19 protein-coding genes are annotated in these 21,797 nt (G+C 53.9%); 8 read left to right on the plus strand and 11 right to left on the minus strand.

The annotated features are described in order from the left end of the window. From KK062_RS25535 to KK062_RS25550, 4 genes are all read right to left on the minus strand, one after another. Nucleotides 1-655 (minus strand): hypothetical protein (locus KK062_RS25535; RefSeq protein WP_254087212.1); only part of this gene is annotated, 655 nt, incomplete at its 3' end. 1 nt (nt 656) lies between these two features. Next, the gene (locus KK062_RS25540; protein WP_254087213.1) at nt 657-2,270 is read right to left on the minus strand and encodes a tetratricopeptide repeat protein; all 1,614 of its coding nucleotides are present in this window, start codon (nt 2,268-2,270) and stop codon (nt 657-659) included. Between the two features lie 6 nt (nt 2,271-2,276). After that, nucleotides 2,277-3,203: a PorP/SprF family type IX secretion system membrane protein gene (locus tag KK062_RS25545; protein WP_254087214.1), complete on the minus strand. Its 927-nt coding sequence runs from the start codon at nt 3,201-3,203 to the stop codon at nt 2,277-2,279. A gap of 1 nt (nt 3,204) precedes the next feature. Further along, entirely contained in the window at nt 3,205-4,716 is a 1,512-nt protein-coding gene (locus KK062_RS25550) for an HYR domain-containing protein (RefSeq protein WP_254087215.1), read from the minus strand. 502 nt (nt 4,717-5,218) lie between these two features. On the opposite strand from KK062_RS25550, the gene KK062_RS25555 reads away from it, so the two are divergent. Then, nucleotides 5,219-5,845, plus strand: a complete 627-nt coding sequence (locus tag KK062_RS25555) for a hypothetical protein (protein ID WP_254087216.1) — start codon at nt 5,219-5,221, stop codon at nt 5,843-5,845. Nucleotides 5,846-5,860: 15 nt separating this feature from the next. On the opposite strand, the gene KK062_RS25560 is transcribed toward KK062_RS25555, so the two are convergent. Further along, complete coding sequence (locus tag KK062_RS25560; RefSeq protein WP_254087217.1) at nt 5,861-6,697, minus strand: sigma-70 family RNA polymerase sigma factor; 837 nt, start codon at nt 6,695-6,697, stop codon at nt 5,861-5,863. A gap of 56 nt (nt 6,698-6,753) precedes the next feature. Next, entirely contained in the window at nt 6,754-7,656 is a 903-nt protein-coding gene (locus KK062_RS25565; RefSeq protein ID WP_254087218.1) for a helix-turn-helix domain-containing protein, read from the minus strand. 174 nt (nt 7,657-7,830) lie between these two features. Between KK062_RS25565 and KK062_RS25570 the strand changes: the two genes are divergently transcribed. Both KK062_RS25570 and KK062_RS25575 read left to right on the plus strand, forming a co-directional pair. Next, complete coding sequence (locus KK062_RS25570) at nt 7,831-8,559, plus strand: 2OG-Fe(II) oxygenase (RefSeq protein WP_254087219.1); 729 nt, start codon at nt 7,831-7,833, stop codon at nt 8,557-8,559. A 14-nt stretch (nt 8,560-8,573) separates the two neighbouring features. Next, entirely contained in the window at nt 8,574-9,182 is a 609-nt protein-coding gene (locus KK062_RS25575; RefSeq protein ID WP_254087220.1) for an alpha-ketoglutarate-dependent dioxygenase AlkB family protein, read from the plus strand. On the opposite strand, the gene KK062_RS25580 is transcribed toward KK062_RS25575, so the two are convergent. The 5 genes from KK062_RS25580 to KK062_RS25600 form a co-directional block, all read right to left on the minus strand. Beyond that, nucleotides 9,183-11,597 carry an ABC transporter permease gene (locus KK062_RS25580; RefSeq protein ID WP_254087221.1) on the minus strand — a complete coding sequence of 805 codons (2,415 nt, stop codon included), beginning with the start codon at nt 11,595-11,597 and terminating at the stop codon, nt 9,183-9,185. A gap of 141 nt (nt 11,598-11,738) precedes the next feature. Beyond that, the gene (locus KK062_RS25585; RefSeq protein WP_254087222.1) at nt 11,739-12,212 is read right to left on the minus strand and encodes a hypothetical protein; all 474 of its coding nucleotides are present in this window, start codon (nt 12,210-12,212) and stop codon (nt 11,739-11,741) included. 254 nt (nt 12,213-12,466) lie between these two features. Next, a complete protein-coding gene (locus KK062_RS25590) occupies nt 12,467-13,084 on the minus strand; it encodes a TetR/AcrR family transcriptional regulator (RefSeq protein ID WP_254087223.1) in 618 nt (205 codons plus the stop codon). 114 nt (nt 13,085-13,198) lie between these two features. Further along, the gene (locus tag KK062_RS25595) at nt 13,199-13,690 is read right to left on the minus strand and encodes a MarR family winged helix-turn-helix transcriptional regulator (protein WP_254087224.1); all 492 of its coding nucleotides are present in this window, start codon (nt 13,688-13,690) and stop codon (nt 13,199-13,201) included. Then, the gene (locus tag KK062_RS25600) at nt 13,687-14,190 is read right to left on the minus strand and encodes a GNAT family N-acetyltransferase (protein ID WP_254087225.1); all 504 of its coding nucleotides are present in this window, start codon (nt 14,188-14,190) and stop codon (nt 13,687-13,689) included. Before KK062_RS25600 ends, KK062_RS25595 begins: the two co-directional genes overlap by 4 nt. A gap of 195 nt (nt 14,191-14,385) precedes the next feature. Between KK062_RS25600 and KK062_RS25605 the strand changes: the two genes are divergently transcribed. The 5 genes from KK062_RS25605 (at nt 14,386) to KK062_RS25625 (ending at nt 21,420) form a co-directional block, all read left to right on the plus strand. Continuing rightward, the gene (locus KK062_RS25605; RefSeq protein WP_254087226.1) at nt 14,386-15,171 is read left to right on the plus strand and encodes a DUF2589 domain-containing protein; all 786 of its coding nucleotides are present in this window, start codon (nt 14,386-14,388) and stop codon (nt 15,169-15,171) included. A 50-nt stretch (nt 15,172-15,221) separates the two neighbouring features. Then, complete coding sequence (locus KK062_RS25610; protein WP_254087227.1) at nt 15,222-15,803, plus strand: DUF2589 domain-containing protein; 582 nt, start codon at nt 15,222-15,224, stop codon at nt 15,801-15,803. Between the two features lie 79 nt (nt 15,804-15,882). Continuing rightward, on the plus strand, nt 15,883-16,317 hold the full coding sequence (locus tag KK062_RS25615) for a hypothetical protein (RefSeq protein WP_254087228.1): 435 nt from the start codon (nt 15,883-15,885) through the stop codon (nt 16,315-16,317). Continuing rightward, the gene (locus tag KK062_RS25620; protein ID WP_254087229.1) at nt 16,314-17,126 is read left to right on the plus strand and encodes a hypothetical protein; all 813 of its coding nucleotides are present in this window, start codon (nt 16,314-16,316) and stop codon (nt 17,124-17,126) included. The genes KK062_RS25615 and KK062_RS25620 overlap by 4 nt, the downstream gene beginning before the upstream one ends. A gap of 421 nt (nt 17,127-17,547) precedes the next feature. Further along, nucleotides 17,548-21,420, plus strand: coding sequence for a carbohydrate-binding protein (locus KK062_RS25625; protein ID WP_254087230.1), 3,873 nt, complete (start codon nt 17,548-17,550; stop codon nt 21,418-21,420). The last annotated feature ends 377 nt before the right edge of the window (nt 21,421-21,797 follow it).

Raw genomic sequence — 21,797 nt, forward strand, 5'->3', positions numbered from 1 at the left:
TGGATATATTCTTGAACACCGCATAGAACACGGTCAGCGACTGAATGGAATCCAGACGCGAAAGGTCAAAGTCGATGATCTGGTCGCGTGTCGTTTTTGTAGGGGCCTTGGCACGTTCGGCCACCAACACATTTTCCGACAGGTTGATGCGCAACACTTTCATGTCTTGTACCTGGAACTGATCGGCCGACGTCAGCTTTTCCTGGAAGGGCAGCGGTAGCTCAAATTCACCCGCCTGGTTGGTCGTGACGGTGACGGGTTTGGCGCCTTTGAACAACACCGACGCCTGGGGGATCGGTCGGCCGTTGGGAAGGCGCAGGGCCATGCGTACAACGGTATAGTTACGCTGCCGGACGATGATCTCGATCACGCCTTTGGAGAAATTCCACGAGGCCGCCTCCAGCTTCTCATCTTTAATCCGCACCGATTTCACCGGAAGCTCGTTTGCTCCTATTTCTACAAACGCAGCACCTTTGGCACCCGTCGAGATAAACGCGCCGTCGTTCAGCGACAGTTCTATATTTTTTAAGGGCTTCAGCTTCTCGTCAAATGTCTTGATCTGGATCATTTGCTTTTCCTGCGCCAATACGACATGGCCGGTAGCCACCACCAGGATGACGAGCACGGCACGAATAAAAAATACGGAATGTTTCATGTTACTTCCGGTCGTTGTTCTTCTTAAAAATGTCTTTTACAATCACAATCTCGTGCACACTGGCTTCGCCCTGGTATTTATTCAGCTCGAAGCTCGCTTTGTGCTCCACCCCTTCTTCGTCTGTTACCTGCACATAGTATTTACTGAAATACGGAATCATAATCGAAAAATTTCCGGTGGCGTCGGTTTGGGTCGTAAAAACCGACTTGCCGTTGCCACTGTCCATCAGCGCCACCCGCGCGTTGGGCCAGATCATTACACCCGAGCGGTCGCTCCAGGTATGCTCCTTGTACTTCAACACACAGGCTATGGTAAACGGATACGTCTGAAGGTCCATGTCTACTTCGTATACGTCGTCGTCGTAGCCGCCGTGCCGGCGATTGGAGCTGAGGTATCCATGCGTGCCCAGGGAGTCGAAGGCCAGGCCAAAGTCGTCGTAGGGACTGTTGATGGGGTAACCGATGTTCTCCGGTTCGCCATAGCCGTCGTCTTGCACTTGTGCGCGGAAGATGTCGAGCTGCCCCATGCCCGGGTGACCGTCGGACGAGAAGTATAGCATGTGGTTGTGCAGGTATGGAAAGGCTTCGTTCAAGGGGGTATTGATGGCCTCACCCAGGTTGCGCGGCCTCGTCCACTTTCCGTCGAGCCACTGGCTTGTATAGAGGTCTTTACCACCCGCGCCGCCGTCCATGTCCGATGAGAAATACAGCACTGTGCCGTCTTCATTGATCGAGACGTCGTGGATGGAGTACCGGTCGCTGTTGAACGGGAAAGGCGACACTACCTTCCACTTCTTCCCTTCCGCGACAGCGAAGTATAGTCCCAGTGTGCGACGGCCATTTACGCCGGCCTTTTCGGAAGATGTGACAAATACCATTTGTTTATCGTCCCGATAGAATGCCATTGGCCCCGTATTATACCCTGCACGCAGGGAGGTTGCAAAGACCACGGGCTTATCAACGGTCAGTATATGTGTAGCAGTGTCTTCTTTCCAGCGGGCCCGGTAGAGCTTATAGAACGGCGCGTTTGACTTCCGGTTGAACCGTTCGACGATGCCCGACCCTTTGCGGTTTGAGGTAAAGACAAATCCATCCTGGTAGGGCACGGCGCAAAGCTCGCCCGACGCGGTGTTGACGTTCAGGGGCCGCACGGCATAATGCGCGGAGTCTTCGTACAGGTATTGCAGGTTGGTGAGGCGCCAGATCTTTTTGGCTACCAGCTCATGGTCGGGTTGTTGCGCCAGGCATCGTTTGTAATAGTCCAGGGCGACGGCGCGGCGCCCCAGGGTGGCGTTGGCCTCCGCGTAGTAATATAGATCGTCCCAGGGCAAGGTATTGCCCGTGCCTGACAGGTATTGGTCGTAGGCAGCCACGGCGCCGGAGTAGTCTTTCGCACGGTACCGGGCCTGCGCCAGCTTCCGGCGCGTGGCAACGTCGTTAGGCTTTCGCGCGAGCTCGGTGGTATACAAGGTTGCGGCCTGCGCGTAATGCCCGGCCGCGAAGTGCCGGTCGGCTTCGTGCAGCGGGTCCTGGAACAAGGAAAAGACCGTCGCCTGGCTCACGCCCTGCAGGTAGCCCAAACATCCTATCGCCAGCACAATACACGCTTTTGTCATACAATCTTATCGGGGTGATTCCACGTCCATTTGAATGTTACTGAAACGGTAGCTGACCATCAGCTCATGCGATGCACTGCTCAGTTGCCCGGCAGAACCTACCGGATGGTCGTAGGCATACCCCAGTTGCAACTGAGGCGTGAGCTGGAAGCGCATCAGCAGGTCGATCGACTCGCCCTTGCGGTATGAGAGGCCGCCGGTCAGGGCTTTGCGGTATACAACATTGAGGTTGATATCGGCCGATACCGGCACGCCCGCATAATATTTGAGTAAGATGGCGGGCTCGATGTCAATGGACTCGTTCACCATAAAACTATAGCGTGCATAGCCTAATACGTTCGTCCGGCGCACCCGCACCGTCAGTGTGTCTTGTACCGCCAATGTCTTTGACATCAGCTCGGGTATGGACAGACCGGCACACCAATGCGTAGTGCGATAATAGATACCCGCGCCAAAGCCCAGGAAGGTTTTGTTTACGTTGCTCATCAGCTGCGGGTCGTTGCTGTTTCCCAGCAGCGATGCATAATCGGATTTCAAGGTTGTGACGCCTGCCTGGATCCCCATCGACAATATACCGCGGTTGTGTACCGGCAGATGGTAGGCGTAGTTGGTTCGAATGTTCGTGTTTTTATGGACGCCGATCTGGTCGCGGACGACGGCGAGCCCCAGCCCCACCCGTTGTGACCGCAGCAGGGTATGTGCAGAAAGGCACTGCGTGGACGGTGCACCGTCTACCCCACTCCATTGGCCACGGGTCAGCACGGTGAGGGTTAACGCTTCTTCCGCGCCGGCATAGGCGGGATTCAATACCATGTTGTTGAGCATGAACTGCGTGAACTGCGGAGCTTGCTGCGCAGTAGCACGGCCGGTCACTGCCGTCAGGAAGGCTATTACCAGCAGGCACACCAGAAAGCAATATTGTTTTCTCCGCATGCTAGGGTTGTATTACTTCTATTGAGCCTTTCCGTTTCCAAACGATACCTTGTACCCGGACCTCCACCGTGTAGAAGTAGGTGCCGGTAGGTACTTTCGCACCTTGTTGACTGCGGCCATCCCAACGGACGCGCTCGTTGTCGTAGCCACTCGCCTCGTATATCTTATTGCCCCAGCGGTCAATGACCAGCACAGCGTTGTCTTTGTATTTTTCCAGCGGAACAATCTCCCAGTAGTCGTGGATGCCGTCGCCGTTAGGTGTGACGGCTTTGCCAATATCGATCGTGACGTCGGGCGGCGAGACGATCACGTTGAAGCTACACGTCGCCGTGTGATCGCCCTGACCAAAGGTATATAACACAGCGGTTGTGCCGATGTTGAAGATGCTGCCGGGCGCATGTGACCGCTCGACAGGTACGTCACCGCAGGCGACGGTCGCTTGCGGTTCCGGCCAGGTTACTTCGGCTTCGCCCCGTTCGTCCGCGCGAACGCGGATCGGCTCCGGCGGGCAGCCTGTCACGACGGGGGTAGCTTCGGTGACGACATTTACCAGGAAGCTGCAGACAGCCTTATTGCCTTTCAAGTCTGTCGCGGTATACTCGACGCGAGTCGATCCGATTGGGAACTTCGCACCGGGTTTATGATTTGACGCCACTACCGGGTTGCCACAGACGTCGCTTACGGAGGGCGGTGTCCAGGTTACGATGCTTTCACAGGCGGCATTCTCTTGCACGGTTATGTCGGCAGGGCAGTTTGTGAAAGCAGGCGGTATATCGTCAGTTACACGTATATCGAATGAATGAGGGGACACGTTGCCGCGTGCGTCCCGCGCGGTATAGGTTACCGTATGATTTCCTACGGGAAAGGACGTTCCCGAAGGAACGTTGCTCGTTAACGTGACGGCGGAACAGTCGGTCACGGTGGGCGTTGTCCAGGTGACTACGGCCGCGCAAGATTCCGTGGCAGGCACTATCATCGATCCGGGACCGGTGATCTGGGGCCTGACGTTGTCAATGACTCTGATGCGAAATCTACATTCGGATTTGTTACCAGCCTTGTCCATGGCAGTGTATGTCACCCACGTATCCCCCACCGGAAAATCATCTCCGGGGTGAAAGTTGCTGGTAAAGCTCGCCACGGTGCAATCATCGTCGGCGGTGGGCTCCGTCCAACGAACCGCAACCGTACAGCCGCCGTCACCAGATGACACGTTAACGTTGCGGTCGTCAGGACAATTGCGAATGTCGGGCGCATCGTCGTCGCGATCGGATTCATCACAACAAATGGCGCCACCATCTTTGCTTTCGCCGGCCACCACCGTGAAGCTTCCAAAGCGATCGCCCACTTCTACATCGCTGCCACAGCCTGTGCCGATACTGGCGTTGGGAGAGCCGGCTATGCGGAGCTGAATAGCGGGGCCTTGAAATTTTTCGTTGGGTCTTGAGCCGCTAAAAGAAAATGTATCTCCCGCGCCGACCACGGCATTAAAAATCACACCGCCCTGATCTGACACGGTGATCAGGTACGGAAAAAAACTATTAAATCGAAGGGTGAATTTAGAGTAACCGCCCCGACATGGTGCACACGTACCAGGGGGTGGGCAATCGCAAATCTGTGCAGAGGCACAAAGCGACGTAAACAGGAATATGACAAGAAAGATAGTCTTTCCGTGACGGGCAAGGTAGGTCGGTTGCTCGGAGTTGGGCTTCATTGAAAGAGTCTGGCTGGAAGCGGTCCCGTTTTCAGGCCATACACGAAGTAAAGGTAGCTATTTACCTCACAGTGACGACGTAACTCCGACGGCTGTGTAAGTTTTACGCCCAATCTATCTCATTGTTGGACAGGATGCTATATGGCATAGTTTTTTAAACGGGTATAATCCGCCCCAGTGCCGCAAACGTGACCACCTGGTATGAATTTTTGTGCGGGAAAACCCCTATTAATCCACTGCTAAAAATTTTGGAGCGGTCATGTCACAAAAATTCTCTTTTGGCAGTCCTTGCCATAAATACAGCATGACTACACTTGACAAACGAACTACCTGGAAAACTATACATTACTTTTCTGGCGTCACGCTCGCCATCTTCATCGGCTTCCACCTGTTGAATCATCTCCTATCGTTAGGTGGTCCGGCGCTGCACATCGTGTGGATGGAGCGGTTTCGCCTGGTTTACCGTCACCCGGTTATCGAGACCATGCTCCTGGCCGCCGTAGTCTTCCAATTCATCACAGGCATCCGTTTATTGACACGCCACGAAGCGAAGATTCCCGCGGAAAAGATCCAGGTGTATTCGGGCTTGTACCTCTCCTTTTTTTTAGTCGTTCACATGGGCGGCGTGATGACGGGGCGGCTTGTCGAGCATCTCGACACCAACTTTTATTATGCCGGCGTCGGCATGAACTATTATCCGGCCACGTTTTTTTTCCTCCCCTACTATTTCCTTTCGGTCGCCTCGATATCGCTTCACATCGCTTCGCTTCATTATTTAAAGACACGCTCGACCGGCATTTCGTATGCCATTGCCGGCGTGGGAATTTTGGCTGCCGTGCTGATCACCATCGGTTTTACGCATGGCTTTCAGTGGCGTGACATGCCCGCCGAATACCCGGCGTTTATTTACAAGTATTTTGGAAGGGGCTGATCGATGGACACGAAATCAGGCAGCCGGTGTAAGCTTGTCGGGGTTTCGCATAAAGTAGATGGTGGTGATGGCTTCGTCGTCAAAGACCAGCATCATGACGGTGTCGATGGCACCGGATTGCGTGTTATAGAAAATGAGTCCCGGCTCGCCGTTGATGCGTGTTACGGTAGGTGTCAGTGCAGCGCCCATTTTGTCGTACACGCCCGAAAGGAATGCCAGGCAATGCTCGCGGCCGGTAATGACATTTCGTGCCGCAGTGACTTTACCACCGCCATCGGAATAGATGGCGACATCTTCTTTCAAGCATGCCATCAACTGTTGCAAATCTCCCTGCTCGCTGATTTGCAGAAAGGCGCGGATCAACCGATCGGCTGAAGCCGGTGACGGTATATGCCGGGGTTTACCTTCCGCGAGCTTTTCCTTCGCGCGGTGAAATAATTGGCGGCAGTGGTCTTCTTTGATCGATACTATATCCGCTACCTCGGGATAGCTATACTCCAGTGTTTCTTTTAGCAGGAAGACGGCCCGCTCTAAGGGATTAAGTGTTTGCAGCAGCACGGTCAAGGCATAGGAGACATCTTGCGACTGTACTTGTTGGAACTTCTCGGTAAACAAAGGCTCGGGTAAGTCGATACCGGGATATGTGATGTGTTTATTCTTTTCGAGCAGGGTGAGGCAACGGTTCATGACCGAGCGAACGAGGTAGCCTTCTATGTCTTGAATGGTGTCTAACGGTCGGCTGCCTACTACTATAAACGTGTCTTGTACGATGTCTTCGGCATCGGCCACGCGTTTCGTCATTTTATAGGCGATGGTGAATAATTTGTAGCGATAGGCCTCGAAGTGTTCCATGGAAAGTGGGCGCTAAGGTACGAAAAGCTAACGATCTGGTGCGCCGGCGGCGCGGGTTAGTTGAAGGATTGACGGAACTCCAGGGGCGATACGTTGGTTTTGCGCTTGAATATTTTGCTAAACGACTGGGGGTGCTCGAAGCCTAACTGATAGGCTATTTCGGCGATGGTCAGGTTGCTCGAGCTTAGGATCTGTTTGGCTTTCTCGATCAGTTTGTGATGAATGTGTTGCTGGGTGTTTTGGCCCGTGTGGACGCGCAGCATGTCGCTGAGGTAGCTGGGCGACACGTGCAGGGTATCCGCGAGCTCCTTTACGGTGGGCAGGCCGATGTTGGAAGGGTTGTTGAAGTGCGTGTCCAGAAGGCCGTCGAGCTTTACGAGCAGGTCATTGCTGGCGGGTTTGCGGCTCATGAACTGGCGGTTGTAGAACCGATCGGCGTGGTGTAGCAGTACTTCGATCTGCGAGACCATTACATTTTGGCTAAAGCGATCAAGCGGCGCCTCGTACTCCTGCCGTATGCTTTTGAATAGGGCCTCGACGGTGCGTTCTTCTTTCTTGGAAAGGTACAGGGCCTCGTTGATGGCGTAGGAGAAGAACTCAAATTGTTTGATGCCTTTGTCGAGCGCGTAGCCACGGATCAGGTCGGCATGAAACAGCAGTGATGAACCGGCGGCGGGGCGATCGTTTCGCTCTTCGTAACACACCTGTCCGGGTGCGATGAAGGACATGACGCCCTCGTCAAAATCGTAATAGCTTTGTCCGTATCGAACCTTTCCTTTGAAATCTTTTTTGATGGCGATCATGTAAAAGTCGAGTGAGCAACCTTGCGTGAAGTCGGCGGCGGACTGTTGAATATCGCGGAAGTTTACTACACTGACCAGTGGGTGGTGCGGCCCGGCAATGCCCAGCATGCGGTGCATGTCGCGAATGGAACGGATCCGGATCGAATTTTTGTTCATGACGGAGAAGGCAGCGTGATGCTACAAAGATACACATCAACCCGATACGCTGCGTAGCCAAATTGCGGCACCCTGAAGCCAAAATGAGGATGCCCCGACAACAATAGCAAGTTCCGGGTTTCCGGAAACTCGCCCGGGCGGGATCTTTGGAGCATTAACAACAACCTGGCACCTATGCACGCCTCTGAAACAACGACCTTGCGCACAGCGCTTATTACCGCCGACTGGCCGGGCATTGCCCGGCAGCTGCACGACAACGGGTACGCGCTTTTACCCAATCTCCTCCCGGACGCTTTGTGCGAAACGCTCAAACAAGCTTACGCTGCCCCGCAGGGGTATCGCAAGACGGTGATGATGGAACGCCACCGGTTTGGGTTGGGTGAATACAAATATTTTCAATATCCCTTACCGCCTGCGCTGCAGACTATACGTGAAGAAGTATATCCACACCTGGTGCCCGTGGCAAATGCGTGGATGGAGGCGCTGCATCTACCGGACCGGTTCCCGGCCACGCTGGAGGCGCTGCTGGAACAATGCCGCGCGCACGATCAGCACAAGCCCACGCCGCTCATTCTGAAATATGGGGCGGGCGGATTCAACACGCTGCACCAGGACCTGTATGGCGAGGTATACTTTCCGCTGCAGACCGTCTTCTTTCTCAGCGCCCCTGGCCCTGATTACACGGGAGGTGAGTTTGTGCTTACCCAGCAAACACCGCGGGCGCAATCAAAGGCGATCGTGTTGACGCCGGGTAAAGGCGATATGCTTATCTTCACCACCAATTTCCGGCCGGTGAAAGGCAGCAAAGGATATTACCGCGCCAGCATGCGCCACGGCGTGAGCGAGGTGCACCGCGGCGAACGGTATACCCTGGGTGTGATCTTTCACGACGCCGTCAGCTAACCAGCATACTTACGATGGACTTATTCCATGAACCGGCCACCGGCCCCACGAACCTGCTACCGTACGAAGGCACGGTGCATTACTACGGTCCTGTCTTCACACAAACCGAAGCCGATCGCTACCTGCAAACGTTGCTGGACACAGTTGCCTGGCGGCAGGATGAAGCTGTCATTATGGGCAAACACATCTTCACCAAACGCAAGGTGGCCTGGTATGGCGATCGCGCGTTTTCCTATACGTATTCTAACACCACGCGGCATGCGCTGCCATGGACACCGGCGCTGCAGGCGCTGAAAGCTGTCACCGAGCAACGCACGGGAGAAACCTACAACTCGTGTTTACTAAACCTGTATCATACGGGAGAAGAGGGCATGGCCTGGCACAGCGATGCGGAACGGGATTTAAAACGAAACGGCGCCATTGGCTCGTTAAGCTTTGGCGCCGACCGTAAATTTTCTTTCAAGCATAAGCAACAGGGCCAGACCGTTTCTGTCGTGTTACAACACGGCAGCCTGTTGGTGATGAAGGATACTACCCAAACGTACTGGCTACACCGTCTGCCGCCGACGAAGCTCGTCACGCGGCCGCGGGTCAACCTGACGTTTCGGACGATTGTTACCTGATCACTCCGAGCGCAGCGAGCTTATGGGGCTGATCATCGCGGCGCGAATGGCTTTAAAGCTTACGGTCACCAGGGCGATGATGAGCGCCAGCACGGCGGCCAATGCAAACATCCACCACGACAGGGATACACGGTATGGGAAGGTCTCGAGCCAACGGCTCATAGCCCACCACGACGCGGGGATCGCGATCAGCATAGACACGACGACCAGCTTCAGGAAATCGGACGACAGCATCCCGGCGATGCCCGCCACGGAGGCTCCCAGCACCTTGCGGATGCCGATCTCTTTCACGCGCTGTTCAGTGGCGTATGTGGCCAGGCCAAACAAGCCGAGGCAGGCAATGAAGATGGTCAGCCCGGCAAAGATACCGAAGATGCTTGTGAACTGTACGTCAGCTTTGTATTGCTGGCCAAACGATTGGTCGAGGAATGTATAAAGGAAGGGCCGCTGCGGTGCGACTGTTTTCCAAATTGCCTGCAGCTCGGCAATTGTTTTTTCATAGTTACCGCCTTCGATCTTTACTGTGATGTTGTTTAATGATTCGTTGGGCGCCAAACGCAATGCCAGCGGCTCGACCTTGCGGTGGAGCGATTGATAATGAAAATCTTTTACGACTCCAACGACAACACCTTCGCGTCCCCATTGCGAGAACTTCCTGCCGATGATGTCTGCCGGGTTGGCGTAGCCATAAAGTTTTGCGGCCGCTTCGTTTAGCAGCATCGTCTGCGTGGAGTCTACCTGGAAATTTCGCGAGTACGCGCGGCCCGCGGCCATTTCGATACCGTATGTGGGCACAAAGTCAAAGTCGATCTCGTACAGCGAAGGCCCGCCTGCTTGCATTTCACCCGACGGGTTTTCTACCTCCGTGTGGGCATTGGGAAAGAAGGTGCCCGGTACGGCGCGCGATGCCGACGCTGCTTTCACGGCCGGGTGCCGGCCGAGGGCATCCTTGATGGCTTCGATCTTTTTATTTACGTCGGCATCGCCGCCATAGTCGATTACCAGCATCTGATCCTTTTCAAAGCCCAGGTCACTCGACCGCATATGGTCGAGTTGCGAGAGTACAACCGCCGTACCGGCCATCAACGCAATGGATAGGCTAAACTGCACAACCACTAAGCCTTTGCGCAGTAATACGCCACTGGTTGACGCCTTAAATTTGCCTTTCAGGACGGCCGCCGGCCGGAAGCCGCTCAATACCAGGGCCGGATAGCTGCCGGCCAGCAGGCCGATCACGCTCGCCGCGAACAGTACCCAGGGCAGCACCATTTTTACTGCTGCAGGACCGCCTAATGTTTTGGCCGACAGCTCCTGCACCAACGGCAGCGCGATCAATGCCAGCACAACGGCGACAAAGGCCGAGATGAACGAAAGGATTACCGACTCGGTCAGGAATTGGTATACCAGGCTGCGCCGTAACGCACCGACTGTCTTGCGCACGCCGACTTCTTTGGCACGCTCCATGGACCGTGCGGTGGAGAGGTTCATAAAATTGATGCAGGCGATGAGCAGGATAAAAACAGCAACCGAGGCAAAGATATATACGTTCGACAGGCTACCGGTTACGCCTGGCTGGCGACCGGCCTTCGAATATAGATAAGCATCTGACAGGGGTTCGAAGGTCATGGCATACCAGCCATTTTCACCATCCGGCACGTTGCGTGCCGCGAAGTCGGATGTGCGTGCCTCCATTTTTTTTATGCGAGCGTTCTCCGGCAACCGGAAGTAAGTATAAAAATCTACGTAGCCCCACCATCCAAAGATTTCGGGCCGGAACTTGCGAAAGGTGTTCATTGAAATAAAAGCATCGAACGAGAAGTGCGAATTAGCCGGTATATCTTCCATAACACCGGTAACGATTACCTGGAAGTTATTGTCTACACGCAACATCTGCCCCAAGGCGGCTTCCTCGCCAAAGTATTTACGCGCCAGGCTTTTCGTCAGCACGATGCCATTTAGCTCTTTCAGCGCGAGAGCGGGATTTCCTTCCAGTAGCTTCCAGCTGAAAATATCAAATGTAGCGGAGTCGGCAAATGTGATATTATTTTCCTGAAAGCGCCTGTCACCACGCTCCAGCAACATCGTGTTTGGGCTGGTAAATTGTGTCACGTGCTGTACTTCCGGATAATACTCCCGTAGGGCCGGCCCCACGGGCGCACATCCCCATACCTGATATTCTCCTGGTGCCGGTGCCTGCAGCCTGGCGCCCTTTTCCGGCGAGCGGAATGATTGTAACACCCGGTATATATTGGGTGCGTGCTCGTGGTACTGATCGTATGAAAGCTCTTCGCGTATGTAGAGGGTGATCAGCAGGCAGCAACACAGGCCGACGGCCAGCCCGGTAATGTTGATGACGGTATAGATCTTGTTCCGAAGCAGGCTTCTCCAGGCGATGATGAAATAGTTTTTGAGCATGGGCGATACCGGGTTGGCAATTTTGTTCGCAAGGCGGTATACAATTCGACGGCCAAAAAAAATAGCCCCTCCGGGGCCAATTGCAGGCTTTTTCCCAGCGGGGCTGTTCGGTTACAATACAAACCGTTCGCGTGCGGACGGCTATTTTTTCTCTTCTACGGGTACCTCTTGCGGGGTCTTTTCCTCTTCCGTTGCGCTATCCTTGCCCCAATAGGCCCAGATGGCACCGGCGACCAGTACGAGGATAATGGCTTTTCCGCCGATCTTGTCCCACAAGGAAATGGGGTTAGACGGCAGGTCGAGGTTGTAGGTTGTCGCGTACTCCTGTAGCTCTTCCTCACTGACATCGAAGTATACATCCTGACCTTTTATAGACAGGCAATAGTGCTCATCAAAGTTCCAGATCGGCAGCCATACGATCCAGAATTGTTTGTAGACATAGGCTATATCCGCATATGCCTTATGGTCTTCTGAATAGAACCGGGTGCTATCCGGCAGGTCGGCTACGGGTATGATGTACTGGCACTCGGAGCAATAAGGTATCCGGGCACGGGCCGAAGACTCGGTATACACCACAAAAAGCAAAGCGGTCAGGAGAAGTAGTTTTCCTTTCATGTTGGTTGTGTTTGCGGTAAAGATACGGGAAGGTATAACTATACCCCGGGGCAATCTGTGAAGCTTCATGGGAGCCGTTGCCGGGTATAAAATTACCGGCGAAAGGTAAACTTCCCGCCTATAGAATTGAATGTAACCGTAAAAGTGTCGGCGCCAAAAGCACCCGGGCCGACCGCTGTTTTTTACAACTGCCTGTTTACCGGACCCGCTGCCGGCGCGAATGATCGGCCGGCAACAAGCCCACAGTAATTTTCTTAGAGTGCAGAAGGCTGCAACATGAGGTACTGGCGTATCTCGGCCTTGAGCAGGCCGGTGATAAGTCGCATCTGCTCGTAGCTCTCCTGGATCCGGCCGATCAGCAAGGCGCCTTCCAGCATGGTAAACATTTTGATGGCAAACTCCTCTGCCGGAAATGTATCCCGGAACTCGCCTGCTTCGATGCCCTGCTGGACGATGCCCGAGATCCGTCCCTGGAAAAGCCAGATGACATTGTTCACCTGTTCTTTGATGACGGGGTGTGCCGCATCGGCCTCGACCCCGAAGTTCAGAATGGGGCAACCGCCGGCATCATCCTGCAGGAGGTACTCTTCGTAAAAATCCAGTAAAGCAAAGAGCTTTTGTTTACCTGTACGTTCGCGTGCTACTACTTTGTCGAGCCTGTCAGAGAGGCCCATAGCCAGGTAGTTAAATGACTCGCGGCAAATCTCTGCTTTGCTTTCAAAGTTTCCGTAGACGCCGCCCTTTGCCAGCTTGGTGACTTCCATAATGTCCGTAATGGAAGTGCCGGCAAAGCCTTTCTGGTTGAAGAGGGGGGCGGCCTTTTCAATGATAAACTGGCGCGTCCGCTGCGCCTTCTTCATAGTAGTGACCATACGTGCGTTGTTAGTTAGCTTGGGTATAAAACATCCACAAGGTCAGCACGAAACCAGAGAAAACGATATGTAGTTATTAAGCGGCTCTGCTTAATTATTAAGCGGTCATGGTCGCTACAAAGGCTTTGTTTCAACGGCCGATAAGAGTCTGTCAATAAGGCTCGTTTGTAGTAAAGCGTCTTCCACTTCGTCCAGCGCCCTGAGCAGATTGTTCGGTGTATTGGTCAGCAGCCCAAGAACTTTGGTGAGCACCCGCCAGGCCGGCTGCATCTGCGCGACCAGCGCTTTGCCCTTGTCCGTTAGTTGCAACAGACGCTTACGCTCATCCTGCTTGTCTCGCCGGGATCGAATCAGCTTGTGCTTTTCCAGCTCTTTTAACAAACTGATCGTCGATGGGTGGGTATACCCGATCTCGGTCGCGATTTCGACTACGCTTAGCACGGGTTTTCGATGCAGGGCATAGATCACCGGGAACCACTTGGGTTCGAAGTCGATGCCTTGCGCTTTATACAACAGCGCACAGTCTTTCCGCAATTGCTCGCTGAGGCGTTGCAGGCGGGTCGAGATCGCCAGGATACCGGCTTCGTCTATCAGGGGTGTGCTCATGGTTGCGTGGAAAGGTCAAGGTAATAAAAGACGGTGTCGACGGGCATGACCGGAAATGCCGGAGGCAGGTCTTGCTTTTGAATCGGGCGAAAGCCATTACGTTCATAGAAACGCAGGGCGGCCTGCAGTTTGGGTACCGTGCCGAGGTATAACGCATGTAAGCCGTGTTGCCGGCTATAGGCTATCAGGGTGTCGAGCAATTTCTGCGCTACACTCAATTCCTTGCCGCGATACTCTTTTCGTACAAACATCTTGCGGATTGCGCCGGCGGGGCCGTCGAAGGCAATCAGCCCGATGGTGCCCACAAGTTGACCCTCATACCGTGCACCCCAAAAGCCGCCGCCCGAGCCGTGATAAACCTCATCGAGCTGTAACAAGTCCGGTTGCGCGTCCAGGGTAACGGGAACATTGAATTCCAGCTGCTGAATGGGCAATATAATATCGATTACCTCGCGGCTGCAGGCATTGCCGATCGGGTCGATGGAAAGCGCTGTTGTCATCTTCCATGTATTTATGTACAAAACTACGTAGTTAACTACGTAAATACAAAACAGGAAAAACACCCCTCCCCCGCCGTTTGGTTCTTTTCGATCTTTTGGGTAGGTTTCGTCCATGAGCCCTTCCGTGTTGCTTCCAGTGAAGCCGCGCAGATGGGTTTTTTAATTTATTCGTAATCAAGACACTTCATCTATACTATGTCAAACGGAACTTCTGCCAGTGGAAAAGAGGAAAAAGAAAATGAAGGCCAGGAATTGAGCCTATCGGCCGCATTGCTGGCCCCGCTTAATTCTATTTTTGAGGCTCAGGTACAATCTGCGCGTGCATTTCTGAATTTTATTCTTCAGATCGGCTTCCGGCATAAATATGAGGATGACGAGCGGGCCGAGATTGATAAAAAGATCAATAGCAGCGATACCGATCCGGAGCATAGAAGGGAACTGGAAAGAACACGTAAGGAGATCCAGGATTATGACAAAGCCCGGGCCGATATCAGAGCGCAGTTAGACAAATCCAAAGACCCCAGCCAGCAACTCACCCCCCAGGAACGCGCCGACGTGGAGGATTTCTATCGTCGTTTCGGGGATCTTTACCAACAATGTTTTAGCTATCTCGACAGCAGCGGCAACATGCGTACAATCTATGTGCCCAACCTGGCGTTGCTGCCTGTGCAGCCCCTGGGTATATCAGACGCGAAGTTTAAGTTTTCGATGGAAATATCAGACACATCGGAGAGGTATGACCAGATGGGTACGGTGCAATCGGAGAAAAAAGAGAGCCGCCCGTGGTACCTCATTCAGCCCAAGAGTGTGCGCGGCACTATTTCATCGGGTCAGAAAAAGGAGAACTCACGGGCTATTGAAATTGAGCTGAATGTCAAGGCCGGAGACATGCCGTTTGGGTTACACCAGATGCTCACCGCCATTACCAATGTATCGACCGATACGATGAATAATGAATCGATCCGCCGTCCCGGCGAATAATACATAAACACCTAATCAAAATAGTTAATCAACATTTAACCCCCTATACTATGGCCGATGGAGATATCAACGTTAGCCCCGCGGAGTTTCAGAAAATTCCCCTGGACTTTATTATTGCCACCCCCCTCCTTACCACCATCAATGCACACCGCCAGGCGGCGGAAACCACGCTGGCGTTTATTACCAAGCTGCTGAATAAACCGGCGGATGGAAATGGCCCCGGCGGGGTAGACAACCTGCAGTTTAAGATGAAGGTCAATGAGGTTGACTCGAATGGCAAATCTGTTCAAGCCGAGCGTGAAATTTCGGTGCCGCTGATCACCCTGGTAAAAGTACCCAGCCTGAACTTCGACTCGATGAGCGTGAGTTTCAACTATAACATCTCACAGATCAGTAAAGAAGTAAATACCAATGCGCAGCAGGCCAAACTGGATATTGGCACCACCGGCATTCTCAAGGGTTTTTTCAATGCATCGCTGGTAGGCTCTGTCGAACACAGCCGTACACGCGAAACCACCAGCAACCGCGGTGGTACGCTGGAAGTAAAGGTGAACGTCAGCGAATCGCAATTGCCTGCCGGGTTGCAGAAAATCCTGGACGCGCTTGTTGAAAACATCGAGCTCCCAAAGTAGATGCGGTCATCGCGGCAGAGCAAAGATCAAAATGGCCGCCATGGCTGACCGTGCGTGATTTTAAATGGTTCGATAAAGTATGGAATTCAGTAAACGTCGTCGGTCTGCATCGCCGGTCCCTAAAGGATTTGCTGCCACCTTTCTTCAAGAAGTGGTTCGGGCAGACATGAGCATGCACGACATGCAGCTGGCGGCCTGGCGACACTTCCTGGGAAGCGACCCGGGTGGCCGGGCGGCCGGCGCCACGGAAGGCATGGCCGAACAGCGCTACCTTTTCCTCGAGCACGTGAGCCTGTCGTTCTATATCAAGCCACTGCCAGGCTTACCGTTTTGGCAGCGGGTAAAGCTGTCGTGGAATGTACTGCGTGGCCGAAAAGTTATAGACGGCGTCGGCCCGCAGTGGTATGAAGTGTGCGCGGCCGACGACCCTGAGCGCATCGCCGTGGTCGTGGAAGTACGCCGCTCGGTAGACGGCAAACTGGAGGTTACAACACAACAAAATGCCCTGTCATGAAGTTATCCAATATTACTGCCAATTGGCCAGGCGCGGTGGACTTGTCAAGCGCCGTTGATTCCTTTTTGGTCGCGCCGGGCGAGACTGTTCAGGAGGCTGCGTTGCGACTCGGCCTGTTTAATGTGGGCGAGGTAAAGAGCGCAAATAAAACGATTACGGGACGAGCCGATGTGCCACGCCCCCTTACGGTTTCAGATACACCGGAGGTTGTGCCCCGCGAAGTAAAAGCCGTGATCGAAACAATGGATCGCCTGGGGTATACGGTCTTCCGAAGCGGCAAAAAGAACTACGACTTGAACCTGGTCGGGCTTCGATCTGAAAACAGCACACCCAATGCCTTTGACGACGAGCTGATGGCATTCTGGAAGTGGGAGAATCGTTGGCTGCTAAAACGGTATAAGATCACCACCGATCCGGGCCTGACTTACCTGACAGATCCTGAAAATAAACACGGCACGGCAATCCTGAAAGAGGGCCAATACCGAAGCTCGCACCGCCTGGGAAAACACAAAGGCAAATATGAGGCCCTGGTGCAAGCTAAACCCCTCACCGTTATCCGCGACTTTAACCGCGACAAGCTGCTTGATTTTGCTTCCGGCAAAGAACAAACCGGCATCTTTGGTATTAATATTCACCGCGCCACGGCCAACGGTGAATCAACATTTGTAAACAAATGGTCAGCGGGCTGCCAGGTGTTTGCCCGGTCGGCAGAGTATAATGAGTTTATCAAGCTCTGTAAGTTGGCGATAGCCGAATGGGGTAATTCGTTTACCTATACCCTTCTGCGCCGGAAGGAGGTTGGCCTGTAAAACATATACCATACTTCGGTTATATAGGGGTACATGTACTCCTGATGTTGTGTTTTGATTTCACGGCGTAAGCCTTACCATTCATAATCCTGCCGCTGGAGCGCAAACGATAGCATTTTAGCAAATACTTTAATAAGGCTGCGGCGTGAACTTACCGGATTTTACGAAAGCTTTGTTGTGCTGGTCATAACAGTCAGGTGACTTTCTTTCTCTCTCTTTTCGACCAAACGGTCGGCATTGGTTTTATTCCACTGGGCGGTCAGCCCAAGCGTTAGTCGATTCAGTCGTGGTGTGTGGCGCTCTATAGTGTCAATTTACCGCTGAAACCCCGGCGTGGGGTGTGCATTATTCAAGTATGATTACGCCGGGATTTGGATCAGCGCTTATAGTTCTCTCCTATTATAAATAAATCGACAACCCTATGGAAATTTTCTATCAACATGTTAGACGAGCGGCGGCCGTGTGTTTCCGGCGTCGCTTTCTTTGGCTGGCGGCATGCTGCCTGCTACTCGCCAGTACACGACTCCACGCCCAGTATGTCGTGGAAGATTTAACACCCAGCACCGTTATCCGCGAGGGACTTTCGCTGGCGCAAGCATCTGACGGCCGGATCTTTATCGCCGAACGCGCCGGCGTTGTGAAAGTATACCAGAACGGCACCGTGTCTACTGTGTTTACGGTTACCACGACGACGGACAGCGAGCAAGGGCTTCTCGGCCTAACCCTGCACCCGAACTTTGCGAGCAATGGCTATATCTATATATTTTATACGCGTGCCGACAAGTTTAACCACATCATCGAGCGTGTGCAGATCAACAGCAACAACCAGGAAGTGGGACGCCAGCAAATTCTGACGCTGGACCCGATCCAGGGTGGCTTTCACAACGGTGGCGACCTGCAGTTCTTTAACGGGTTCCTGTTCATTACGACGGGTGACAGCCAGAACAATGCTAACTCGCAGGACCTGACGAACTACCGCGGCAAGATCTTGCGTGTCACGGATGCCGGTCAGCCGGCGCCTGGCAACCCGTTCTTTGGCAGCGGCACGGTGCAACGCCAGAGCATCTGGGCTTATGGTTTCCGGAATCCGTTCCGGCTGGTGCCCAACGCCCGGGCCAATAAACTGTTTGTGTTGGATGTGGGCACGTCGTGGGAGGAGATCAACGACATTACCAACCCCGCACCGCTGTATAACTATGGCTGGGGCCACCCGCAGGGCGGCGACGGCGTGCAAACAGAAACGAATCTGTTTGTAAATCCCATCTTTACGTATGCCACCGGTTCCATCGGCAATGCACTGACCAACGGTTTGTTATATAATCCCACCGTATCACGATACCCGGGTGAGCTGACGAACAAATTCATCATCAAAGACTATGTGCGAAATGAGATGCGGGTGTTTGACCCGACGCAGAGCAATCCCGCCTCTACCATCTTCTATACCTCGCCGCATCGTTCAGCGCTGGGTATGATGCTGGGCAACGATGGATATATCTATTATTGCGATTATGGCACCAACGGCAATCTCATCCGGTTGAAGTATGGCGAAGGCCAGGCACCGCAGGTGATCAACCACCCGGTGTCGCAGACAATCGTGGAAGGAAGCCCGGTGACGTTTGGTGTAGACGTTTCCGGTCAGGAACCGTTTACGTATCAATGGCAGTATAATCAGGTCAATATACCGGGTGCCAACGGCCGCACGTACACGATTCCGGCAGTAACGATGCAACAGGCGGGTAATTATCGCTGTGTAATCCTGAACAGCATCGGCACGATCACCAGTAACAACGGTGTACTGACCGTGCGTGAATTTAACAATCGTCCGACGGTGCAGATCGCCGCTCCCATCGCGTCGCTGACGTGGGATGCAGACGACAATATTTCCTTTGCGGCTACCGCCACCGACGTAGAAGACGGCGTGCTGCCGGCGAGTGCGTTCTCCTGGAGCATCGATCTGTTCCACGAAGATGTACCGGGTGCAGGACACTCCCACCCCGGCGCCAGTCCGCAGGGCGTACGGTCGGGTAACTTTATTGCCGGCAACCAGGGCGAGAAGACACCGAATGTGTGGTATCGCTTCCTGGTAACGGTGACGGACAGTGACGGCCTGACGGACACGGCGTATGTCGATGTTCATCCGAACCTGATCACGGTGACGGCTACGACGGTACCGGCGGGGCTCTCGATCGAGCTCAACCAGAAACCGGGAACGGCTCCACGTGTACAACGCGTTGTTGTCAATGCAGACCTGCAGGTATTGAATGCGCCGACGCAGCAGTTCATCGGCAATACGCGTTACGACTTTGACCACTGGAACCACGGCGGCGCTGCCAACCAGCTCTTCCGCGCGCCCGGCCAGGACGTTACCTATACCGCGCACTACACGGCTACCGACGTAAGCCAACGCCCGTACCTGGGTGTGGTTGGCCAGATTCCGGGCCGTATCGAAGCGGAGCATTATGACGAGGGCACGGGTGCATATTTTGATATCAACATGGGCGGCGACGGTGGCTTCCGCGCCGGCGACGGCGTGGGCACGGAAGGCTCATCTGAAGGTGGCAATAACATCGGCTGGGTAGTAGCCGGCGAATGGCTGGAGTATACTACGAATGTAAACCAGGCCGGTAACTATACCATCGGCTTCCGCATTGCATCGCCCAACGACGCCCGCAAGCTTCACCTGGAAGTAGATGGCGTGAATGTTACGGGCACGATGAACATCCCAAACACGGGTGGTTTCCAGACCTGGCAGACGGCGTCTGTCTCCAACATTCCTCTGACTGCGGGGGCGCATATCATCCGTGTGCACTTTGAGGCCAACGACATCAATTTCAACTACCTCGACTTTACGTACGATGGTGACGCGAACACGGCGCCGATCGCCGACTTCGAGGCCAGCACACAAACCGTTTGCCTCGGTGGTTCTGTGACTTATACGTCTGTTTCGCTTGGACAGATTACGGGCTATGCCTGGAACTTTGGCGTCGGCGCAACGCCGGCCACGGCTACCGGTGTTGGTCCGCATACCGTTACCTATGCCACTACGTCCGCTGCCGGGCCGCGCACGATACAACTGGTTGTAACCAATGCTGCCGGCAACAACACGAAGACTGCGACGATACAGGCCACCAGCTGCACGAGCGTACAGACGCCTTTTGGCGGATCGCCTGCAATTATTCCGGGGCGTGTTGAGGCCGAGGCGTATGATCAGGACGGCGAAGGCATCGCTTACCACGACCTAAGTACCGGTAATGCCGGTGGCGCATTCCGCAGTGACGGCGTCGATATTCAGGGAGCCGCGGGTAGCAACTTCAACATTGGCTGGGTCGAAGCCGGCGAGTGGCTGGAGTATACTGTAAACGTTACCGTGCACGCCGAATATACCATCGCCTTCCGCGTAGCGACGCCCTATGACAACAAGGTGCTGCACCTGGAGCAAAACGGTGTGAACATTACCGGCCCGATCACGGTGCCGAACACCGGTGGTTTCCAGAACTGGCAGACTGTGAGCGTCACCGACCTCCATTTGCATGAGAACATCTCCGAGCTGCGCGTGGTGTTTGAAGGTGCCGACATCAATTTTGACTATATCGACTTTACGCCGGTTACGGGCAGTCATGATCCGGAGCCGGAACCAGAGCCGGAAGTACCAGGTACACCCATCAGCCTGACGCTGCAAGCAGAAGACGCGACGGTGAGTGGCGCGGTGGTGACCGCCAACCAGGCGGGTTATACGGGCGCTGGCTTTGTAGATTACGTAAACGCCAGCGGTGACTATATTGAATGGAACGTCACTGCACCAGCGGCTGCCGCTGTGACGTTGTCGTTCGACTATGCGCTGCTCGGTGGCAACCGCCCGCTGGATGTAGTGGTGAACAACACATCGTTGGGTGCTTCTAACTTCCCGGCCACGGGTGCGTGGTCGACCTGGTCGTCTGTTAACGTGCCGGCTACGCTGCAGGCCGGTAACAATACCATCCGATTGGTAGCCCGTGGCTCCAGCGGCCCGAATGTTGACCGCCTGCGCGTCAATAGCGTGAGCACCGGTAACAGTGACGCCCATGTAACATCGCTCGTCGTGTTGGGTAACGAGTCGACGGTACGGGCATTCCCAAACCCTTCTACCGGCCGTTATACCCTTTCGGCTACGGTGGCGTGGACGGTGGTCAATGCCGTTGGCAACGTGATCGTGTCGGGTCACGGCCAGGAGGTAGACCTGACGCAGCGTCCTGCGGGGGTATATACCATCATCGTCGGCGGTGGAAAGCAGAAAATCAAAGTGGTGAAGCATTAGCATTTCCCCAAACCTTACATATACAAAGAGGCTGTCTCCGTGAGACAGCCTCTTTTATTGAACTCAGGTAAAATAATTTCATCGATCTCGTTGTATGTAAGTGTCTTTTATGTAGATTTGAATATACCTGAAAGCAGATAGATGGTAAGTGATTGTAGTTCGGTTTTTTCCGAAGCGTTATAGCGTAATTTCTGCCCAGGGTCTCTTTTATCAGATACACATATATAGTTTACGACTACCGCAAGGAAATCTTGCGTTATGCGTTCATTCGACTTTACCTGACGGTTTTTGTCGATTGCTCGTAGTGGATTTATTTTATCCTCTTCTGATGAAGGAGGTGTGTAATGTTATTGTGCTCATTCTAACCAATTAAAACC

Source organism: Dawidia cretensis (assembly GCF_018598175.1).
In the GTDB taxonomy this organism is placed as follows: domain Bacteria; phylum Bacteroidota; class Bacteroidia; order Cytophagales; family Cyclobacteriaceae; genus Ohtaekwangia; species Ohtaekwangia cretensis.

What these genes read in the sequence shown, in the direction of transcription:
- KK062_RS25595 (WP_254087224.1), bottom strand. Translation starts at nt 13,690, where the DNA reads ATGAGCACACCCCTGATAGACGAAGCCGGTATCCTGGCGATCTCGACC.
- KK062_RS25570 (WP_254087219.1), top strand. Translation starts at nt 7,831, where the DNA reads ATGCACGCCTCTGAAACAACGACCTTGCGCACAGCGCTTATTACCGCC.
- KK062_RS25600 (WP_254087225.1), bottom strand. Translation starts at nt 14,190, where the DNA reads ATGACAACAGCGCTTTCCATCGACCCGATCGGCAATGCCTGCAGCCGC.
- KK062_RS25585 (WP_254087222.1), bottom strand. Translation starts at nt 12,212, where the DNA reads ATGAAAGGAAAACTACTTCTCCTGACCGCTTTGCTTTTTGTGGTGTAT.
- KK062_RS25565 (WP_254087218.1), bottom strand. Translation starts at nt 7,656, where the DNA reads ATGAACAAAAATTCGATCCGGATCCGTTCCATTCGCGACATGCACCGC.
- KK062_RS25540 (WP_254087213.1), bottom strand. Translation starts at nt 2,270, where the DNA reads ATGACAAAAGCGTGTATTGTGCTGGCGATAGGATGTTTGGGCTACCTG.
- KK062_RS25610 (WP_254087227.1), top strand. Translation starts at nt 15,222, where the DNA reads ATGGCCGATGGAGATATCAACGTTAGCCCCGCGGAGTTTCAGAAAATT.
- KK062_RS25590 (WP_254087223.1), bottom strand. Translation starts at nt 13,084, where the DNA reads ATGGTCACTACTATGAAGAAGGCGCAGCGGACGCGCCAGTTTATCATT.
- KK062_RS25620 (WP_254087229.1), top strand. Translation starts at nt 16,314, where the DNA reads ATGAAGTTATCCAATATTACTGCCAATTGGCCAGGCGCGGTGGACTTG.
- KK062_RS25575 (WP_254087220.1), top strand. Translation starts at nt 8,574, where the DNA reads ATGGACTTATTCCATGAACCGGCCACCGGCCCCACGAACCTGCTACCG.
- KK062_RS25560 (WP_254087217.1), bottom strand. Translation starts at nt 6,697, where the DNA reads ATGGAACACTTCGAGGCCTATCGCTACAAATTATTCACCATCGCCTAT.
- KK062_RS25580 (WP_254087221.1), bottom strand. Translation starts at nt 11,597, where the DNA reads ATGCTCAAAAACTATTTCATCATCGCCTGGAGAAGCCTGCTTCGGAAC.
- KK062_RS25555 (WP_254087216.1), top strand. Translation starts at nt 5,219, where the DNA reads ATGACTACACTTGACAAACGAACTACCTGGAAAACTATACATTACTTT.
- KK062_RS25605 (WP_254087226.1), top strand. Translation starts at nt 14,386, where the DNA reads ATGTCAAACGGAACTTCTGCCAGTGGAAAAGAGGAAAAAGAAAATGAA.
- KK062_RS25615 (WP_254087228.1), top strand. Translation starts at nt 15,883, where the DNA reads ATGGAATTCAGTAAACGTCGTCGGTCTGCATCGCCGGTCCCTAAAGGA.
- KK062_RS25545 (WP_254087214.1), bottom strand. Translation starts at nt 3,203, where the DNA reads ATGCGGAGAAAACAATATTGCTTTCTGGTGTGCCTGCTGGTAATAGCC.
- KK062_RS25625 (WP_254087230.1), top strand. Translation starts at nt 17,548, where the DNA reads ATGGAAATTTTCTATCAACATGTTAGACGAGCGGCGGCCGTGTGTTTC.